The organism is Cohnella sp. (assembly GCF_041640265.1).
Classification (GTDB): domain Bacteria; phylum Bacillota; class Bacilli; order Paenibacillales; family Paenibacillaceae; genus Cohnella.
In genome coordinates, this window is record NZ_JBEQAP010000011.1 from 97,380 (window position 1) to 114,295 (window position 16,916).

General features: G+C 49.1%; 11 protein-coding genes and 1 pseudogene. 3 read left to right on the forward strand and 9 right to left on the reverse strand.

Translation table 11 applies throughout. From position 1 onward, the window contains the following. Positions 1-10: 10 nt before the first annotated feature. Together ACESLK_RS10905 and ACESLK_RS10910 are read right to left on the reverse strand one after the other, a co-directional pair. Positions 11-199, reverse strand: coding sequence for a glutamate decarboxylase (locus ACESLK_RS10905; RefSeq protein ID WP_373229461.1), 189 nt, complete (start codon positions 197-199; stop codon positions 11-13). 162 nt (positions 200-361) lie between these two features. After that, positions 362-3,952: a DNA polymerase III subunit alpha gene (locus ACESLK_RS10910; RefSeq protein WP_373229462.1), complete on the reverse strand. Its 3,591-nt coding sequence runs from the start codon at positions 3,950-3,952 to the stop codon at positions 362-364. 196 nt (positions 3,953-4,148) lie between these two features. Here ACESLK_RS10910 and ACESLK_RS10915 point away from each other — a divergent pair, with 196 nt between their 5' ends. From ACESLK_RS10915 to ACESLK_RS10925, 3 genes are all read left to right on the forward strand, one after another. Continuing rightward, entirely contained in the window at positions 4,149-4,475 is a 327-nt protein-coding gene (locus ACESLK_RS10915) for a YtrH family sporulation protein (RefSeq protein WP_373229463.1), read from the forward strand. 9 nt (positions 4,476-4,484) lie between these two features. Continuing rightward, entirely contained in the window at positions 4,485-4,979 is a 495-nt protein-coding gene (locus tag ACESLK_RS10920; RefSeq protein ID WP_373229464.1) for a sporulation membrane protein YtrI, read from the forward strand. Between the two features lie 127 nt (positions 4,980-5,106). Next, a complete protein-coding gene (locus ACESLK_RS10925) occupies positions 5,107-5,400 on the forward strand; it encodes a YtpI family protein (RefSeq protein WP_373229465.1) in 294 nt (97 codons plus the stop codon). Positions 5,401-5,418: 18 nt separating this feature from the next. On the opposite strand, the gene ACESLK_RS10930 is transcribed toward ACESLK_RS10925, so the two are convergent. The 7 genes and pseudogenes from ACESLK_RS10930 to ACESLK_RS10960 all read right to left on the reverse strand — a co-directional run bounded on the left by ACESLK_RS10930 (position 5,419) and on the right by ACESLK_RS10960 (position 16,799). Continuing rightward, positions 5,419-6,762, reverse strand: a complete 1,344-nt coding sequence (locus ACESLK_RS10930) for a DRTGG domain-containing protein (protein WP_373229466.1) — start codon at positions 6,760-6,762, stop codon at positions 5,419-5,421. Between the two features lie 104 nt (positions 6,763-6,866). Then, positions 6,867-7,535 carry a hypothetical protein gene (locus ACESLK_RS10935; RefSeq protein ID WP_373229467.1) on the reverse strand — a complete coding sequence of 223 codons (669 nt, stop codon included), beginning with the start codon at positions 7,533-7,535 and terminating at the stop codon, positions 6,867-6,869. A 173-nt stretch (positions 7,536-7,708) separates the two neighbouring features. Continuing rightward, positions 7,709-7,801: pseudogene (locus ACESLK_RS10940) on the reverse strand (LuxR C-terminal-related transcriptional regulator); the annotation flags it as partial. Positions 7,802-8,693: 892 nt separating this feature from the next. After that, on the reverse strand, positions 8,694-9,152 hold the full coding sequence (locus ACESLK_RS10945) for a hypothetical protein (RefSeq protein ID WP_373229468.1): 459 nt from the start codon (positions 9,150-9,152) through the stop codon (positions 8,694-8,696). A 308-nt stretch (positions 9,153-9,460) separates the two neighbouring features. Next, positions 9,461-9,685, reverse strand: coding sequence for a helix-turn-helix domain-containing protein (locus ACESLK_RS10950; protein WP_019422432.1), 225 nt, complete (start codon positions 9,683-9,685; stop codon positions 9,461-9,463). Positions 9,686-9,908: 223 nt separating this feature from the next. After that, on the reverse strand, positions 9,909-10,487 hold the full coding sequence (locus ACESLK_RS10955; protein ID WP_373229469.1) for a YhcN/YlaJ family sporulation lipoprotein: 579 nt from the start codon (positions 10,485-10,487) through the stop codon (positions 9,909-9,911). A gap of 222 nt (positions 10,488-10,709) precedes the next feature. Beyond that, positions 10,710-16,799, reverse strand: a complete 6,090-nt coding sequence (locus ACESLK_RS10960) for a rhamnogalacturonan lyase family protein (RefSeq protein ID WP_373229470.1) — start codon at positions 16,797-16,799, stop codon at positions 10,710-10,712. Positions 16,800-16,916 lie beyond the last annotated feature (117 nt).

The following is a 16,916-nucleotide window of genomic DNA, read 5'->3' on the forward strand; positions in this document are numbered from 1 at the left end:
TAGGGTTGACTTAAAGGTGCAAAATACTTCCTAGTACCTCTTGAACTTCCCGCACTTCGCCGGATGGAACTAATATTTCGTACTGTGGTTTGGTCAGGTTAATGGGGCGTATCTGTACGAGAAATCCTTCGTCAGTGAGACGCTTATGAATTCGTTCGGCGATCTTCGCGGTCGGCGCAATGTAGATGACCGTCCACATGAAGGTGTACCCCCAATTTGTAATGATTCAATGAATGAGTTAGTTGGCGCAATAAAGAAATCATAGCACAGATGCCTTAAGACTAGCAACCAAACCAATCTATAACGCGTTCAAAAAGCAATGGACTCGATATCGGATGTTGTCTTAGCTCTATCTTTTTTCTTACTTTATTCGAACGCTTCCGGGACCAAGCAGCTTTTCGATTTCATTGAACAGCTCTGGTGATTCCTTTATTCTATATTCGTCGCTAAGAGCGACCGTTCGACGTTCCCTTTCGTAACGGAGCACCGTTGTAATCCCGCCTGAATGAGCCTTTAATAATAGCTTCAATCGAATTAGCGTTGCCGGCTGCTCATGAGGAGCCGCTATGAGAATGTAGACACGCTGTGCTGCAGCACTAGTAATCGCTGAAGGAGTTGCGTTAGCTATTGGTTCAACCTTATCCGAAGCTTTATATGGCACGCGATTGCCTGCGGAACTTCCTCCACCCCCGCTATTACGCGGCTGCTGACCGATTCTCCGCAGTCGCTCGACCTGTCGGCTCAAATCCGCCAAATCGAGCGGCAGAATATCGTCCGCCAGCAGCTTATAATCCTCGTCTCCCTGCTGCACCTTAGCCCGCACGAACACAAGTGAACCTTTCTTCACGATGGAAGCGGCATTCTTCCACACGGTCGGGAAAGCAACGAGCTCCGTCCCCATAATCCGATCCTCTATTTCGAGAAAGGCCATCGACTGCCCTTTCCGCGTTACAAAAGGCTTAAGCGATACGATCATCCCCGCTGTGAAAACTGTTGAGCCATCCGCCGCATCCGCTATATCGACTAACCTATCGAGCTTCAACTCATCCATCATGCCGTCGAAGGCATCTAAGGGATGACCGGATAAGTACAAGCCCATGAGCTCCCGTTCGAGGTCTAGCATTTGGGTCTGGCTATAGGGAGGAACAACAGGCAGATCAACGCTCCAATTCGGAGATTCAGCGAAATCAAACAGCTCGATCTGAAGCTCCTCCCGCTCCTTCCGCCATAGAGCGGACGCTTCCAAGGTTGGCTCGAGCGCCGCAAGCTGCTGCGAGCGGTGTCCGGGCAGAGACTCCAGCGCACCTGACTGAACCAAAGACTCAATCACTCTTTTGTTGCACACCCTCGGATCTATGCGCCTGCAGAAATCGCTTAAGCTCTCGAAGGGACGTTCCTTCCTCTCCCGCAATATGCTATCTATTGCTTGCGTACCTACGTTCTTGACTCCGGCCAAGCCGAAGCGGATCGCACCCGGTGCATCAGCACCATCTCCTGCGATCGGAGTAAACAATATGCCGCTCTCGTTGACGTCCGGCGGCAGTACGTTGATACTCATTCGTCGGCATTCATCTACGTATTCCGCTGTTTTCCGCTGATTGCCGACGACCGCCGTTAACATCGATGCCATGAATTCGATGGGATAATGCGCCTTGAGATAGGCCGTCTGGAAAGCCAGCACCGCATAAGCCGCAGCGTGAGCCCGGCAAAATCCGTAATCCGCGAATCTGACGATCAAATCATATACACGGTTAGCTTCCTCATCCGCATATCCTTGCTTTAGACTGCCTTGGACGAAAAACTTCCTTTGCTCGTCCAGCACCTCCCGCTTTTTCTTGCTCACCGCGCGCCGCAACAGATCGGCTTCGCCCAACGTAAAGCCTGCCATCGTGGAGGCGATCTGCATAATTTGTTCTTGGTAAACGATGATACCGTACGTATCGGCCAGAATCGGCTCCAGCTTCCTATGAGGATATTCTACGGCCACTATGCCATGCTTGGCTTTGATGAACTGTGGTATGAATTCCATAGGTCCCGGCCTGTACAACGCGACAACGGAGACGATATCCTCGAATTCGGTAGGCTTCATCTCCTTCAGCACTCGCCGCATGCCTGGAGATTCCAGCTGGAAAATCCCCGTTGTTTCCCCGCGGCCCATCAACTCATAAGTCGGCCCATCCGCGTAAGACACTTCTTCCCAACGGAATTCCTGGCTAGTCTGTTCCCGAATAGAAGCCAAGGTTCGTTCGATAATGGATAAAGTGCGCAAACCAAGAAAGTCCATCTTCAGCAGTCCCACCGCTTCAAGATGCTCCATGGAATATTGGGTCAGGGGAACGCCATCGGTTCCCTCCTGCAAAGGAACATAATCCGTTAGCGGATTGGATGATATCACTACACCCGCCGCATGTGTGGATGCATGACGGGGCATCCCTTCAACCCGTTTGGCCATCGCAACAAGCGCTGCCGCACCCGTGCCGCCCTCCGCCAATACCCGGAATTCAGAGCTTTCCTTCATCGCTCTGTCAATGGACATCCCCGGTGAAGCAGGAATAAGCTTCGCTGTCTTATCCACTTCCCCATAAGGGAGGTTGAGTACTCTGCCGACGTCTCGAACCGCCGCACGCGCTGCCAATGTCCCGAATGTTATGATCTGTGCCACATGCTCCGAACCGTACTTTTGAACAACGTAACGGATGACCTCATCTCGTCGTTCGTCGCTGAAGTCGATATCGATATCGGGCATGCTGACCCGCTCCGGATTCAGAAACCGTTCGAACAGCAGCTTATGCTTTAAGGGGTCTACGTCCGTAATTTTCAGTACATATGCGACTAGACTTCCCGCAGAAGAGCCGCGCCCCGGCCCCGTTACAATCGCTTCTTCATGGGCAAAACGGATAAAGTCCCAAACGATCAGGAAATAGTCGTCGAAGCCCATTACTCCGATGACCTTCAGCTCATAATTAAGCCGGTCCTCGGCCGTCCGGCGGAAGCCCTCATCGTCCCAATCCTCTCGTCCAGCAAACCGGTCCTGCAAGCCTTGCTCGCACAGCTTTCTTAAATAGTGCGCAGCAGAGCTTCCCTCAGGCAAAGGTGAAAACGCCGGTAAAATATGTCGTCCGAACTCTAGCTCCAGAACGCAGCTGTCCGCAATCTTGACCGTATTGGCAATCGCTTCCGGCACATGCCGGAATAGTGCACTCATATCCTCGCCGCTTTTGAGATAGAGCTGGTTCGTGGACATTTTCAATCGATCCGGATCATCTATCGTTTTCCCTGTTCCGATACAAATAAGGACGTCTTGCAGGGAATTGTCATCCTCGCACATATAGTGAGAGTCATTCGTAGCCGCCAGCGGAATCCCGATTTCCTCGGATAATCTCAGTACACCGGCGGATACCTTCTTCTGTTCCAAAATGCCATGATCCTGAAGTTCTAAGTAATAGTCAGTCCCGAATATTTCCTTGTATCGCAAAGCCGTCGCTTTGGCGGCATCATAGTTATCGTCTAGCAATTGCCGGGAAAGTTCGCTGCTCATACAGCCGCTGAGACAAACCAGTCCTTCTGCGTGCTCAGTCAGCGCTTCAAAATCAATACGAGGACGATAATAGAAGCCCTCCAAATGACCGATCGAGCTCAGCTTCATCAGGTTCCGGTAGCCGATCTCATTCTTGGCGAGGAGCGTCAGATGATAGATAGGCTGCTCCTTGCGTGAATGCTTCTCATGACGCGAGCCGGCAGTAATATAGGCTTCCATTCCAATAATAGGTTTAATGCCGTGCTCTCGGCACGCTTTATAGAAAGGTATCGCCCCATACATCACGCCGTGATCCGTAAGGGCAAGAGACTTCATGCCAAGCTCTGCTGCTCTGGCTGCCATCTCCTTAATGCGAGCCGCGCCGTCCAACAAGCTGTATTCGCTATGAACGTGAAGATGAACGAAATCGCACATACGCATATCCCTTCTTTTCCGGTAAAAATCTCTTTCTCTAATTGTATCATAAGGGGGTGGACCCGTCCCATACATATGGTAGTACGAGAACTTGTTTGATTGAGCGCAGGAATTCGCTGATCGCGTTAAGTATATCACAAATAAGGGAACAAATGTTTGCGTTTTTGACAATTCACTGCACTGTGAGGGATGTTTCATGGGTGATTTTTATACGAAGGCCGCCTTCAGCTTCTTTATCGCATTCGGAGTCGTGCTCGGCGGTACGTTGCTGGCCGGGATAGGATCGGTGTTTCTGATGACTCCGCCCAAAGAGAAGATGATACAGGTTGCGAGTAATTTGAAAATTTGGGCGCTCGTCGCTGCCGTCGGCGGAACGATCGATCCCATCAGAGTAATTGAATCCCACTTGTCAGCCGGGTATTTCTCCCCTGCCGTCCAACAAATCGGTTACATTTTATTTGCTTTCCTTGGCGCGCATATGGGCACGGAGCTCATTCAGTGGATGAACCGAACCGGGGGGTGAAACACATTTATGCGAATTCCTTCGTTTGAACGCTTTGGGCGGTTCATGCAGGTGATCGCTTTTTTCGTATGCGGGATGGTCGTAGGAAGTGCTGTGTATAGCGCTTTAGAGAATGATGAGGTTGACCGGCTTATTCACGAGAATTACGGACTTAAAGATCAATTGTCGACGACTAAGAAAGACTTGGAGCAGATTCAGGAGCTTCGCAATCGGAATGTCATTCGAAATATTGTTCCGTTTATCGAGGAGCCGCAAGGTGAAGCTGTAATTGATGTTGTGACACAAAAGGAGCTTAAGAAGAGGCTGAAGGATGATTTGAAAATATTCATCGGTCGAAGTATTTATAAGATTGGCTCGGAGTCGATGATCGCTCGGAACCTATTAGAGCATAAAATCTACGACCATATCGGAGATAACGATTACGAGGTCAACGTCAAAACCATACTCGTGGTTGACGGAGTGCTGCAGGTCTGGGTAGAAGCAAAGATTCATCGTCCGAAGTAGACGGATCGATGCTGAGCGAAGGGGATATCGTCACAAAGAAGTAAAGAGACCCTCCGACTAAGCAACTCCCTTCGTTTATGGTACAATGGGGAACGTTACTGACTGTCAAAGGAGCTGTTTATTTTACATGGTCAATCTATTGCAATGGGTGTTTGGCGTCATCATTATGCTGTCTTCCGTCTTCTCTGCTCTCTATAGCTTCCGAGCCCGCCGTGAAACTAATGCCAAACTCCGCGGCTTATATACCTCGAGAATGAATATTAGCATGGGCATTATGCTTATTTTCATTGCTTTGATCCAAATGTTTATGTTCAGCGGATCGAGCCTTAGAGTTGTCGTCGGCGCATTATTTATCTTGCTCGGCTTGTTTAACCTGTTCGCAGGTCTGCGCAATCATTCTCATTTCACCCGTTTGCAATAGCCATTTTATGCAATCTGCTTACGAAGGGTCGATAGTTTGCGCGGTAAGCATCGCTTTTGCAACAACGTCACCCTCTTGAACAACCTGGACCTCTACCTTCACATATCGCCTGCTTGCCTCAATAATATAAGGGACAATCGAGATTCCCGCATCGATAGGCACCGTACGCAGGAAATACGTGGTCATATTGTCCAGTACGTGCTCCCTCTTGCGCAAATCCTCAACCGATCGGCTCGCCGCCTGCTGCATGAGTGCTGTCAGCACACCCTCGGATATTGTCCCCAGCGTTCCTGACATCTGGGGCGTTGCTAGTCCAGTGAAGTATAATCTGCCCTCGCTGTCTCTCTGCTCCGCAAATCCACCCCACATCAATGCATCGAATGTCTCTCCTAAATGAGCAGGCCGATTCGCGAATTGCATAGCCCGAAGCACCTCGCTTCTGCTAATCGTTCCGACTAGCTTACGCTGACGATCAACCACAGGAAGCAGCTCAATTCCTTCTGATACCATCCGATGTGCTGCAGAAGCGACAGGCGTATTCAACGTGACGGTCATCGGACGGCGCGTCATCAGCTTGTCCAGCGCCTGACCGGACGGAGACCCGATTACATCCTTCGATGTAACCATTCCAACCACTCGGTTCCACTCATCGGTAACAGGAAATCTGCTGCTCCCCGTCTCTGCGCTTAGTTTCAGGAAATCCGCAACCTCTGTTGACTGCTTCAGTACTCTGTTTCGGGAGGATGGCTCTATTAAATCGGCAATGATCATAATTTTTCGTTTGATCAGCCTATCGTACATCGCGCGGTTAATCATCGAAGCGACGGTAAACGTATCGTGGCGGCAATTCAGAATGGGAAGCTGGCGTTCGTTAGCCAGCCGCTTGACCTCTTCACTGGTCCCGAAGCCCCCCGTTACAAGCACACCCGCTCCGTACTCCAACGCACGTTTATGCGCATTTTCCCGATTACCTACGATGAGTAAGCTGCCTGCATCGATATAAGCCATCATTTCATCCAGCTCCATAGCTCCGATGACTAACTTGTGAAGGGATTTCTCCAGTCCATCTTCTCCGCCAAGCAAGCTCCCCTGAACGATTTCCAAAACCTCCGCAAACGTTAGCTGCTCCGGATTATTACGCTTTTTCTTATCCACACGAACGGTACCAATTCTCTCCTTCGTGCTAACCAAACCTAATTGTTCTGCTTCCTTCAATGCCCGGTATGCCGTTCCATCCGATACCCCGCGGTCCTTGGCCATCTGACGAACCGATACCTTCATGCCGATCGGGAGCTCGCGAATGTGCTGGAGCAGCTGCTCGTGTTTTGTGGAATCGTTCGGGTTATTATCATTCCCAGTCATTCGGATGCCCCTCCATCTTCATTTTTGCGGATATGCTGCTACTCGAATCCTAGATAAAGTTGGTCGCCCTTGTCAAGATTATGGGCAACCTTAACTCCGATTTCTCACTTCACTTCGATGTGTATTGGCTTAGTAGAAAAATGAATATCCATTTCCTTCGTTTCTGGTTGCTCCGGCTCGCCTTGGTAGAAGGTGAAATCGGCTTGCCCGACTATATTGTAGGCCCCTTCAGGAAAAGCCTCTCCATGCAGAAACTTCATTATGAATTCTTTATGCGGATCCGTTTCTCCATATCCGCCTGTTTTAGTATAAGTCTCCTCTAGCCATTCCCCTTTTTTAAGCTGCGTGTGAATTAAGGGCTGGTTCATGACGTACCCGATTCCGATATCGTGAGTCGTTTCAGTAATGAGAAATGAAAATGCGGATGCTGCATGGGAAATATTCACTTCGGGAAGCTCGCCGACATACTTCAAGCGCGCCTTCAGCTTAACCGGCTCATCTATAGTGTAGTCGCTCTTGTCCGCAACGATCTGCAGAACGAAATCTCCCTCCTGCTCCTCGGATATCAGATGGCCATCTGGCAAGAATGATTGCCCTTTGGGTATAACGGTTGGACTAGGACTAACCTTCGGTGATAACTGGGTTGGCTGTAATGTCTGCGATTGCTCGGATTGCTGCGTTGCACCCTGCAATTCATCCATATTAGCAGTACCGCAACCACTTACGAATACCGCTAAACCAATATAAGCGATCTTAATTGAATTCTTAATCAATATCCTCATCTCCTTCTTATCCTTACAACCTCCTGACGCAAACTAAATTCATTATGTTTCACTAGACGCAAGCAGTGCAAATCAAAAAGCCTTCTCCCCCGCACCCGACTTGGAAGCGAAAAAGAAGGCTTGCGCCAAATGAATCGGCAACAATGACCTGCAGAAGAGCTGATTTAAATCTTGAGCTCCCCGAGCTTAATTAGCTCGACAACCGCTTGCGAACGACCTTTGACATTCAGCTTTTGCATCACGTTTGAGATGTGGTTTTAAGCACACAAAAAACATTAGCCCGGCAAAAAAAGCGGTTGCCGTTATTATTGAATAATAATCTCAAAGTCAAATATTATCTTTATTGTATTTTTTTAATATGTAGGCTAATATGAAAAACCCGATAACATTATAAACGATTGTGATCAAAGCTTTTAACCAATTCAAATCATAAGAAATGATAAGGTATATCATAAGAAAAAGAATTATTAAACAGCCATATATAATATCCTTTTTAGTATAAATAAACCTATGCTTGTGCATTAATTCAAAATTTAATCTAATGAGTGCAACGAAAAATATAACAAAGAGAATAATGTAATTATTACTATCAACCCCATTTGAAATAAACAACGCTGAGGGAAAAAGGAAAATTAGTAAATAGATTATGTAAATTGCATTCATTTTGATCTTGTATTTTACATTCAAAGTTTAATCACCCATTTACGAAATATGAATAAAAAAAGAAACCCGAAATATCCGGGTAAGTAGTCTTTACCTTTTATATACATTAATCTTTTGTTCAATATTAAACTCAATTTTTCCAATTTGCAATGTATTCCTTGTAATCCCGATAGCACATGAATAAAGTGACTTTAATGACCCCGATTTTGAAACCATGTGCGATGAAGAAAGCAGCGGTGTATAGATAAATTTGTGTTTCAAAATCTCATCATCAATTCTAAAATGAACGCAATCTAAAAAACTTCGATCAATAAAAATATATAAACCAATAAAATCGTTACTCTTAAAGAATCTACTACTCAAATATGCTTGAGGAATATTGATTGTCTCACTGTATATTTTTGTAATCGGCTCTGGATTACCTTCTGAATCAAAATTTGTAAATATTCCACAATCTGATGAACTTATAATCTCGATCATTAATTTTTACCAATGAATTCCCCATGTTTTCGGATTTGTTAGATTGTTCACTGTCTTAATAGCCGAATTTACACTATTGGAAATATTATTGGAAATGTTGGTAGCAGTGGTCTTAACACTTGTAGCTACAGAGTTATATGCATTGCTAATCATCTGTTTGGTAACATCTCCTTGCACCGCTTGTCCAGCAGCCACTGTTGCATAACTTACTCCCCATGAACCTGCAACCTTTGCTGCAGTAGCTTTCGTTGATGCATCGGTAGCAGCCACTACCGCAGCAACAGGCTTACTGATGGGGGCAATTGCCACAGTGGCAGCTGCCGTTGCTTTTACCACGGGATTACTTGCAACCTGAGTAGATAAACTTTTTTGATTTTTAATAAGAGTGCTTAGGTTGTTATATGACTGATTTGTTATGCTTTTGGCAGAAGAACTGCCGCCTACGCCTGCGCTCACTTGATTCATTCTTAACTCCCCCTAAAATGGTAAATTGTGTATTAACAATACAAATTTTATGTTATACTTTGTCGTATTGTCAAGAAAAATTTGTAAAAAAATTAGTTTAATTGATTATGTAGGTATATTTCTTAAAAAGAATATTTTTTATGTCATTATTTGACCTCTAGGTAAGGAAGAGGTATGCCGTGACTACTCACGATTGTTTTTTTAAAATTTTTAACATCAAAAAGCCTTCTCCCCCGCACCCGACTTGGAAGCGAAAAAGAAGGCTTGCGCCAAATGATTCGGCAACAATGACCTGCAGAAGAGCTGATTTAAATCTTGAGCTCCCCGAGCTTAATTAGCTCGACAACCGCTTGCGAACGACCTTTGACATTCAGCTTTTGCATCACGTTTGAGATGTGGTTGCGTACCGTTTTCTCGCTGATAAACAACTGCTGCGCAATGTCGCGGGTCGTCTTATCCTGCACAAGCAGTTCGAAGACTTCGCGTTCCCGATTTGTGAGAAGGAATTTACTTTTATGGTCGCTGCCTTTCAACGTTTGTCACCCCTCCTTGCCCGGGAATGTGTGATTACAAGGTATAGGGATACAGTCAACTTTATCATATGAAAGGGCTTTTCGTGTGGTGCGGAGGATGGAGAAAATAGGCGAGGAAACACCAGGTTAGTGCACTGTCGCACGCCATTGTCGAGTCTAAAATAAAAAAAGGCTGAGTGCAATATTCTAGGAGACTGCACTCAGCTTGTTTTATGTTTGAAGGTTACCGTGCTCTTGTTCCGGATGGCGCTGGGAAAACCCGCTCGACTAACGCATTAAATTCAACAATCAAGCCTTGTATAGGATGTCCTTGCTGTACAACGTTCGCGTAACCTTGCATCCGGCTTACGAAGTCAGGGTTTGTCGACACGTATACATTCTCTGTAGACGGCGACAGCGATTTAATTCGGTCCGCTATTTTGTCCTTTTGCATATCCGGAATCTCCATACTATTGCTAGTCATTGCTTTATTGTCCAGAATGACCGCTACATAAGCGTTATGGTCTGTTATTGCTACAAATGCGGAATCGACCTCAGGCAGCGAGGATATTTGCTCAGCAACCTCGTCACTAAGCTCAATATGTGAATTCCCGTGCATCCCGATTATATTGTTGTTTTCTCTTCTTTCCCCGTACATTCGATTCTGCTCATTGTCCTGATCATTAGCAAATCTCGTCCTGTTGTTGTTGATAGAGTTCGGTCGAATATTCTTATTCCCGACATCCCCCGTTTTTTCCATACAGCCCGTTAAAGTAATTGCTGAAGACAGTAAAATGGTCGTTAGAATTAACCTTTTGCGCATGAGAATAACGCCCCTTTTTGTTTGTTGGATAATCGAGGTTCCGCAAAAGGTAGGATTAGCCAAGGGTTGTTAACTTATACTAATAATGGGATGAAAGAACAAAAGAAAAAAACCACTTTTACGCGATCTTAGCAAATATAATCTTTCCCCCTATCTTAAAAAGAAAAGCTGCTTCTCGCTCGAAGCGAAAAACAGCCTTTCCATAAGTCCGTATTATAATTATTATTCGCCCTTCAACGCTTGCGCCAATCCGATAAGGATCTCAGCCTGTAGAACGGTAAGCGCCTTGCCGCTCTGCGCTTGCACTTGATTGATATAGGCGCCAAGCTGCCCGTTCTTTGCTTTCTCATCGCCTTTCTTTTCGGAAGCATGGGCTGCGTTAAGTTTGTTGATTAAGGATTGTGCGATCCCGCTGTCACCCTTATTCGAATCAATGAATTGGCTAGTCAAGCGGCTTAAGCTTTCATAATCAACGCCAACCTGAATCGTCACCGATACATTCGTAATGTGACCGGCTTGGTCTGCTGCCTCCGCCGAGAACACGTGAGCCCCGAGTCCAAGCTCGTAAGCAGGCTTCGCGATGTTCTCACACGTGGAGGTTTCAATACCGGATAACGCATCCGATGCTTCACATGAGATTTCCAGCAGCTGATCTACAACAATCTGTGCTCCATCAGCTACGGAGAACGAGATAACGGGTGCCGTGAGGTCCAGGTTAATCGCCACTGTTCGTTCATTCTCCGTGTTGCCAGCTTGATCTACGCTCCAGTACCCGATCGTGTGCCGGCCTTCGTCTTGCAGTTCAACTGACATACCGGATTGTACGGCACTGTCACTAACTCGATAGTACGTCGATGCCACGCCCGATACGTCATCAACCGCAGTGAAGCTAACCATAACCGGCGCTTTATACCAACCGTTCTGTTCCTCGCCGACAACCGTATGTGTTGTGGTCGGAGCGTTCTCATCGGGTTGAGTCGTCAGATAGATGCTTGGCTTCGGCGGCGTCACCATGCCCTCCCCTAAGTAGAAGCCCGGATGGGGCGGTTGGTTATAGCTAACGTTCTGCCAGGCGACCGCGAGTCGATAATTCGGGTCGTGCATCAGCGTGCGAATACGATACTCGGTCGGAATCGTCGTCGAGTAGATCCGCAGCTCCGAGCTGTCGTCTGCCCGCCACATCACTTCCTCCCGCCAGTCACCGAATAGATCGGCTTGCAGCATGGAATTCGCTTTGGTCGAATTGTTGGATGAGCTTCCTTCAGCTGTGAAGAGGTTCATAGTCGTCTCATTCACGTAATCCCACTTGTCGATCCGGTTATAATCCTGAAGCTCGCGCAGCAGGTCTCCGTCCCACCATACGCCGAAGTTCGTGGAGGTTGGAATCTTGCTGCTTATGACTTCCCCTTGAGCGTTGTGCAGAGCGCTAACTGGGATATGCTGCGCGTCCGTGATATTGGCTGACCAGACTTCTTCTCCCAGATGATTCGGATCGATATCCGCCGACATGCCTCGGCCGGTATCGAGTCCCGTATGAACGCCCCATAGAATTTGCCCTGTCTTGGCATCGCGCATCTCGTAGCCATACGGCGAATCGGTATGCTCGTGCACATCGAATAACTCCAGTCCCGGACGAGCCGGATCCAAATCACCGAAATGCAAGGCGTCACCATGTCCGAGACCGGTGTTGTACAGAATGGTTCCATCATCGTCTAACGCCATGGCGCCGAAGTTGATCTCGTCCTTGCCGTCGCCGTCAACATCGCCGACCGACAAGTTGTGATTTCCTTGACCGGCGTAGCTTGCGTTGCCTTCATCATTCGTATCGAAACGCCATACCTTCGTCAACTGACCATCCCGATAGTTGTAAGCCGCGAGCACGGTGCGGGTGTAATAACCCCGGCTCATAACCAAGCTCGGGCGTTCCCCATCCAAGTATGCGACTGTCGCTAAGAAACGGTCGACGCGGTTTCCGTATGCGTCGCCCCATGCGCCCACATCGCCGCGTGGCGGATCATAGTCCGTCGTAGCCAGCGCCTTGCCGGTCATGCCGTCAAAGACAGTCAAATATTCGTTCCCGAGAAGGACGTAACCGCCGCTGTTCCGGTAATCGACATCCGCTTTCCCAATGACATTGCCCTGTCCGTCCACGGTCCCGTCCGCCGTCTTGAAAGCGATTTCCGCTTTGCCGTCGCCGTCCAGGTCATAGGCCATGAACTGGGTATAATGCGCCCCCGCCCGGATGTTCGGCCCCATATTTATGCGCCACAGCCTTGTTCCATCCAGCTTATAGGCATCCATGTAGACAATTCCGGTATAGCCGCCCTGTGAATTATCCTTCGCATTGGACGGATTCCACAGCATGACGATTTCATACTTGCCATCGCCGTCCAGATCGGCGACGCTTGCGTCACCCGCGCTGTACGTGTATGGCTGACCATCCTTGGTCACGTCATCCGCCGGTTTCCGCAGCGGAACCGACAGATGATTCTGCTGCCACACGCCGAACTCGCTCGATGCTGCTTTCTCTACTCCGTCAAGAACGGCGAACACCTTGTATGTCGATTGCGGCGTGCCTTCCGCATCCGTGAAGTTGGTGCTGTCCCGAATCGGAGACGCATTCAATTTCACGCCATCCCGATAGAGGTTGAACGTAATGTTCTCCTGATCGAGCCCCAACAGTCTCCAACCGATATAGATGCCTGCATCCGTTTCGATTGCAACCGGCGCACGGTCAATATACTCCATCTGCCGCACCAGCTTCGTCACTGCAGGCGTAGCCAACGTTTCCGACTTCTGCGAGATTCCGCCGGCGTTAATGGCAGCCACTTTGTAATAATAAGGAATCGTCGTCAGAACGGCTGCATCGGTATACGAGGCCGCGCTTGATTTGCCGATTAACTCGTACGGACCCGCCGCATCTTCGGCACGATAGACGTTATACTTTCTGGCCTCCGCAACAGTATCCCACGAGAAGGAGATGTCATGCTTGTTGACAGCACCCAGCGTAAGATTGCCCGGCGCTGCCGTCACAGGTACTGTCGGATCAATCATTGAGACGTTCAGGGGTATAGACGGCACGGTTTCGAAGCCGCTGCTATCGAGAGAAGATACGGAATATTCGTAATCGATCCCGACATCAACCGTGCTGTCTGTAAACTCGGTTGACGCTGCCGTTCCCATAAGTTCAGCTTTGCTTGCCTCGGCAGCACGGCGATATACGCGATAATGAACCGCATTATCCGCAGGCGACCAAGACAGTTTCACGTAAGGCTGGTCAAGCTCCAAATTCATGTCGTCGACCTTCAGATGCAGCGGTGCCTGCAGAATCGGTGTTATTTCCAAGCCGTTCACGATCCCGGTGGATCCGCCGAAGAACAGGTTCATCTGACCGTCCTTGACTTGAATTTGATTGATCGACTTCTCCGCGACCGCATTCCGGCCGGCGTTTACAGTACCATAACCTGTACCTTCGATCGTCACGTCCGTTCTTGCTGTACCAAGCAAGTCGCCGACATAGAGCTTGACAGCATATGCACCGTTCGGAAGATCGATCATGAATTCCCAGCCGGCATTGAAGTAACCGAGCCAATCGCGAGTGAGGTCCGTTCCAGCTGATCCCCTGTCGCGGGTGATCATGTTAGCATTCGATTTAATCCCGTAGCCTTGTTCAGGCGTATATAGCGATGTTAGATAGACACCGGTATAACCCTCCTCAACCGGGCTTCCAACCGGTCCAAAGTCATACCGATATTGCGCGGCTTTGGTTGTAATCGTAACGGAATCGGAAGGCTCGGACTCTCCGCGCCCGTTCACCGCCGTTACATACAGGTCGTAGGATTGCCCTTCCTGCATGCCGCCCGCGCTGAATGTCGGGACTCTTGCAGTACCCGCCATCGCATAGTCTGTATCAGTGGACAGTTTGCGGTAAATCTTATAAATCTCTGCCGTTTCCACGGCATCCCAGCTGAGCACCGCTCCCGCATTACTTACGCTGCCAGCAGTCAAGCCAGTCGGCTTCGCGGGTACGGAAGGCGGCAATTCCGCATCCTTCACATAGGCCGATATCGGCAGATTAAGCTCTTCAATCGCGCCCGACAGCATTCTTGCCAATTGGATCGCGCCGTATTCTTGGAAGTGCGTATCGTCTGCAACCCCATTCGGCCATGCGTTATAAATGCCTGGCTCCACATGCAGGAATACGGATTTAGCCGCTTCCGGCCCGATAGAATCGTAGTAGGCGATACTCAAAGTCGACAGATCGACTAAGCTGACGTTCAGCTCCTGCGCCACTTCCTTCATACCCTGAACATATTCAGCGAAGCTGACGTTGAACTTACCTGTTGCAGCATCGAAGCTGCGGCGTCCCATAGGAGTAACCAAAATCGGTGTAGCCCCTCTTTGGCGTACGCCATTGACATACGTTTTGAGATAGTTTTTGTAATCTGGAACGGAAGCATATCGCTCCGGCACGCTGATCGTTGCATCGTTATGTCCGAATTGCACCATGAAATAATCGCCGGGCATAATCGCCCGAAGCACCTCGTCCAGACGGCCCTCTGTAATGAACGTCTTCGAGCTGCGGCCTCCGATCGCATGATTTTTGAAAATCACTTGGTCGGTGAAGAAGCGCGGGATCATTTGACCCCATCCCGCCTCGGGCTTCCAATATTCGTCGTATGTCTGAACGGTGGAATCTCCGGCAAGATAGACGGTCGGCAGTTCGCCGGGCGTCTTATCTGGTTTCCTAATAATAACCAGCGCGTTGATCTTCGGCGCATCACCCGAGAAATCGAAATTCAATTGACCGTCCACAAGGGCAATTTCAAAGTTAATTTCCAAGTATTGGCCGGCCGGTTTATCCGTCAGCAGCACCTTAGGTATGGATTCAACCTTAACCGCCGTTTGCGCAGCTTCCGCCTCATCACCAGAGATAAGTGAAATCGCATAATCACCATTCGGCAGGTCAATCGCGAAGGAGGTCCCAACCGGTGAGACGAAGTCGGATTTCAGCGGATCAGCCGTTCCGCGATCTATTGCGACAACCTTTGAGATATCAGCAAATCCGTACTTTAGTTCAGAACTGTACGGGCTGGATGCCCCAACCCTTATGTATCCGTCTGCCAACGCACCAGATCCGAAGTCAAAGCGATAGGTGTCTCCGTCCGGCAGAGGCTGAGGAGGCGTATACACCGGGCTCGCCGATGTGGTGGACATGGCCGACACACCAAATGCGTTGAAAGCCTGCACCCGATAGTACTGTAATGCGGATGTATCCGCTGTTGTGTCCGTATAGCTCGTCGTTGATCCGGAAATGACGGTATCGATTACCGAGTAAGCTCCATCCTCGGACGCCGAGCGAAGCAGCGTATAGCCATCGGCCCCTTCGGTTGCCGTCCATTGCAATGTAACCGACTGGGCACCAACGCTGCTTACCGTAAGATTGGTCGGCGCGGCAGGCGGGGCATCAGGCAGTTTCACTTGTGCAATGACCGGTGCGCTGAGCTCGGAGGACAAGCCGGAGGCGCTTACGGAAGCGACCCGGTATTCATAGCTGCTTCCAAGCAGGACACCCGTATCGGTGTAGTCTGTCCCCGGCAAGCGTGCGATCACCCCGTACGTCGATTCGCTGACCGTATTGCGGTACAAATCATAAGCAACCGCATCCGTTACGCTGTTCCACTTCAGGGACACGCTCGGTGTGTTCTCAGATGCATTCACGCCGGTTACCTCTAGCCCTTCGGGTACGGCCGGAGGCGCATCAATTACCGGTTCGATGATGACGCCATTCAAGTATCCGTTCGTGCCGAGGTCGATCGTCATTTGCCCATCAGCCACGGTCGCGCGGTATTGGGCTGACGTTACGGCCTGTCTCGTCTGGATTGTTCCTTTCAGCTCGCCTTCGATCGTAACTGATGTTTTGGTTGTGCTTGTTCCGACAAGCAGATCGCCGGAGTACACGGTAACATCATAATTCCCGTTTGGCACATTCGCTAGAAACGTATACGGGTTGGTTGCGGCTGGGATGATGAAGTCATTCGTAAGCGCGTCCCCGCCCGAACGGTCTCTCGCATTTGTCGGAGATGTCAGCCCGTACCCTCTTTCAGGGGTATACAGCAAGTTGTTGTGAACCTGCTGGAAACCTTCCATAACCGGGCTTGTTTCCGTGCCGAAGTCGAACTTGAGCGTCTGCCCTTGTGCTTGTACCGGCAACGCTCCCATCGTAACTCCTGTCACCACTGCATAGAAGAGCATGAGCACACTCAACAAGGCGGCAATGCCGCGTTGTCCTCTTTGCGTTAACTTCTTCATGAATACCTCCCGCTTTCATCGTTATTTTCCATCTACAATCACCGACGGTTCCTCCAACTAAGCTCCTAAATAACCTCCTCTACAAATGTAAGCCCTTACAATACATATTGTACCAAT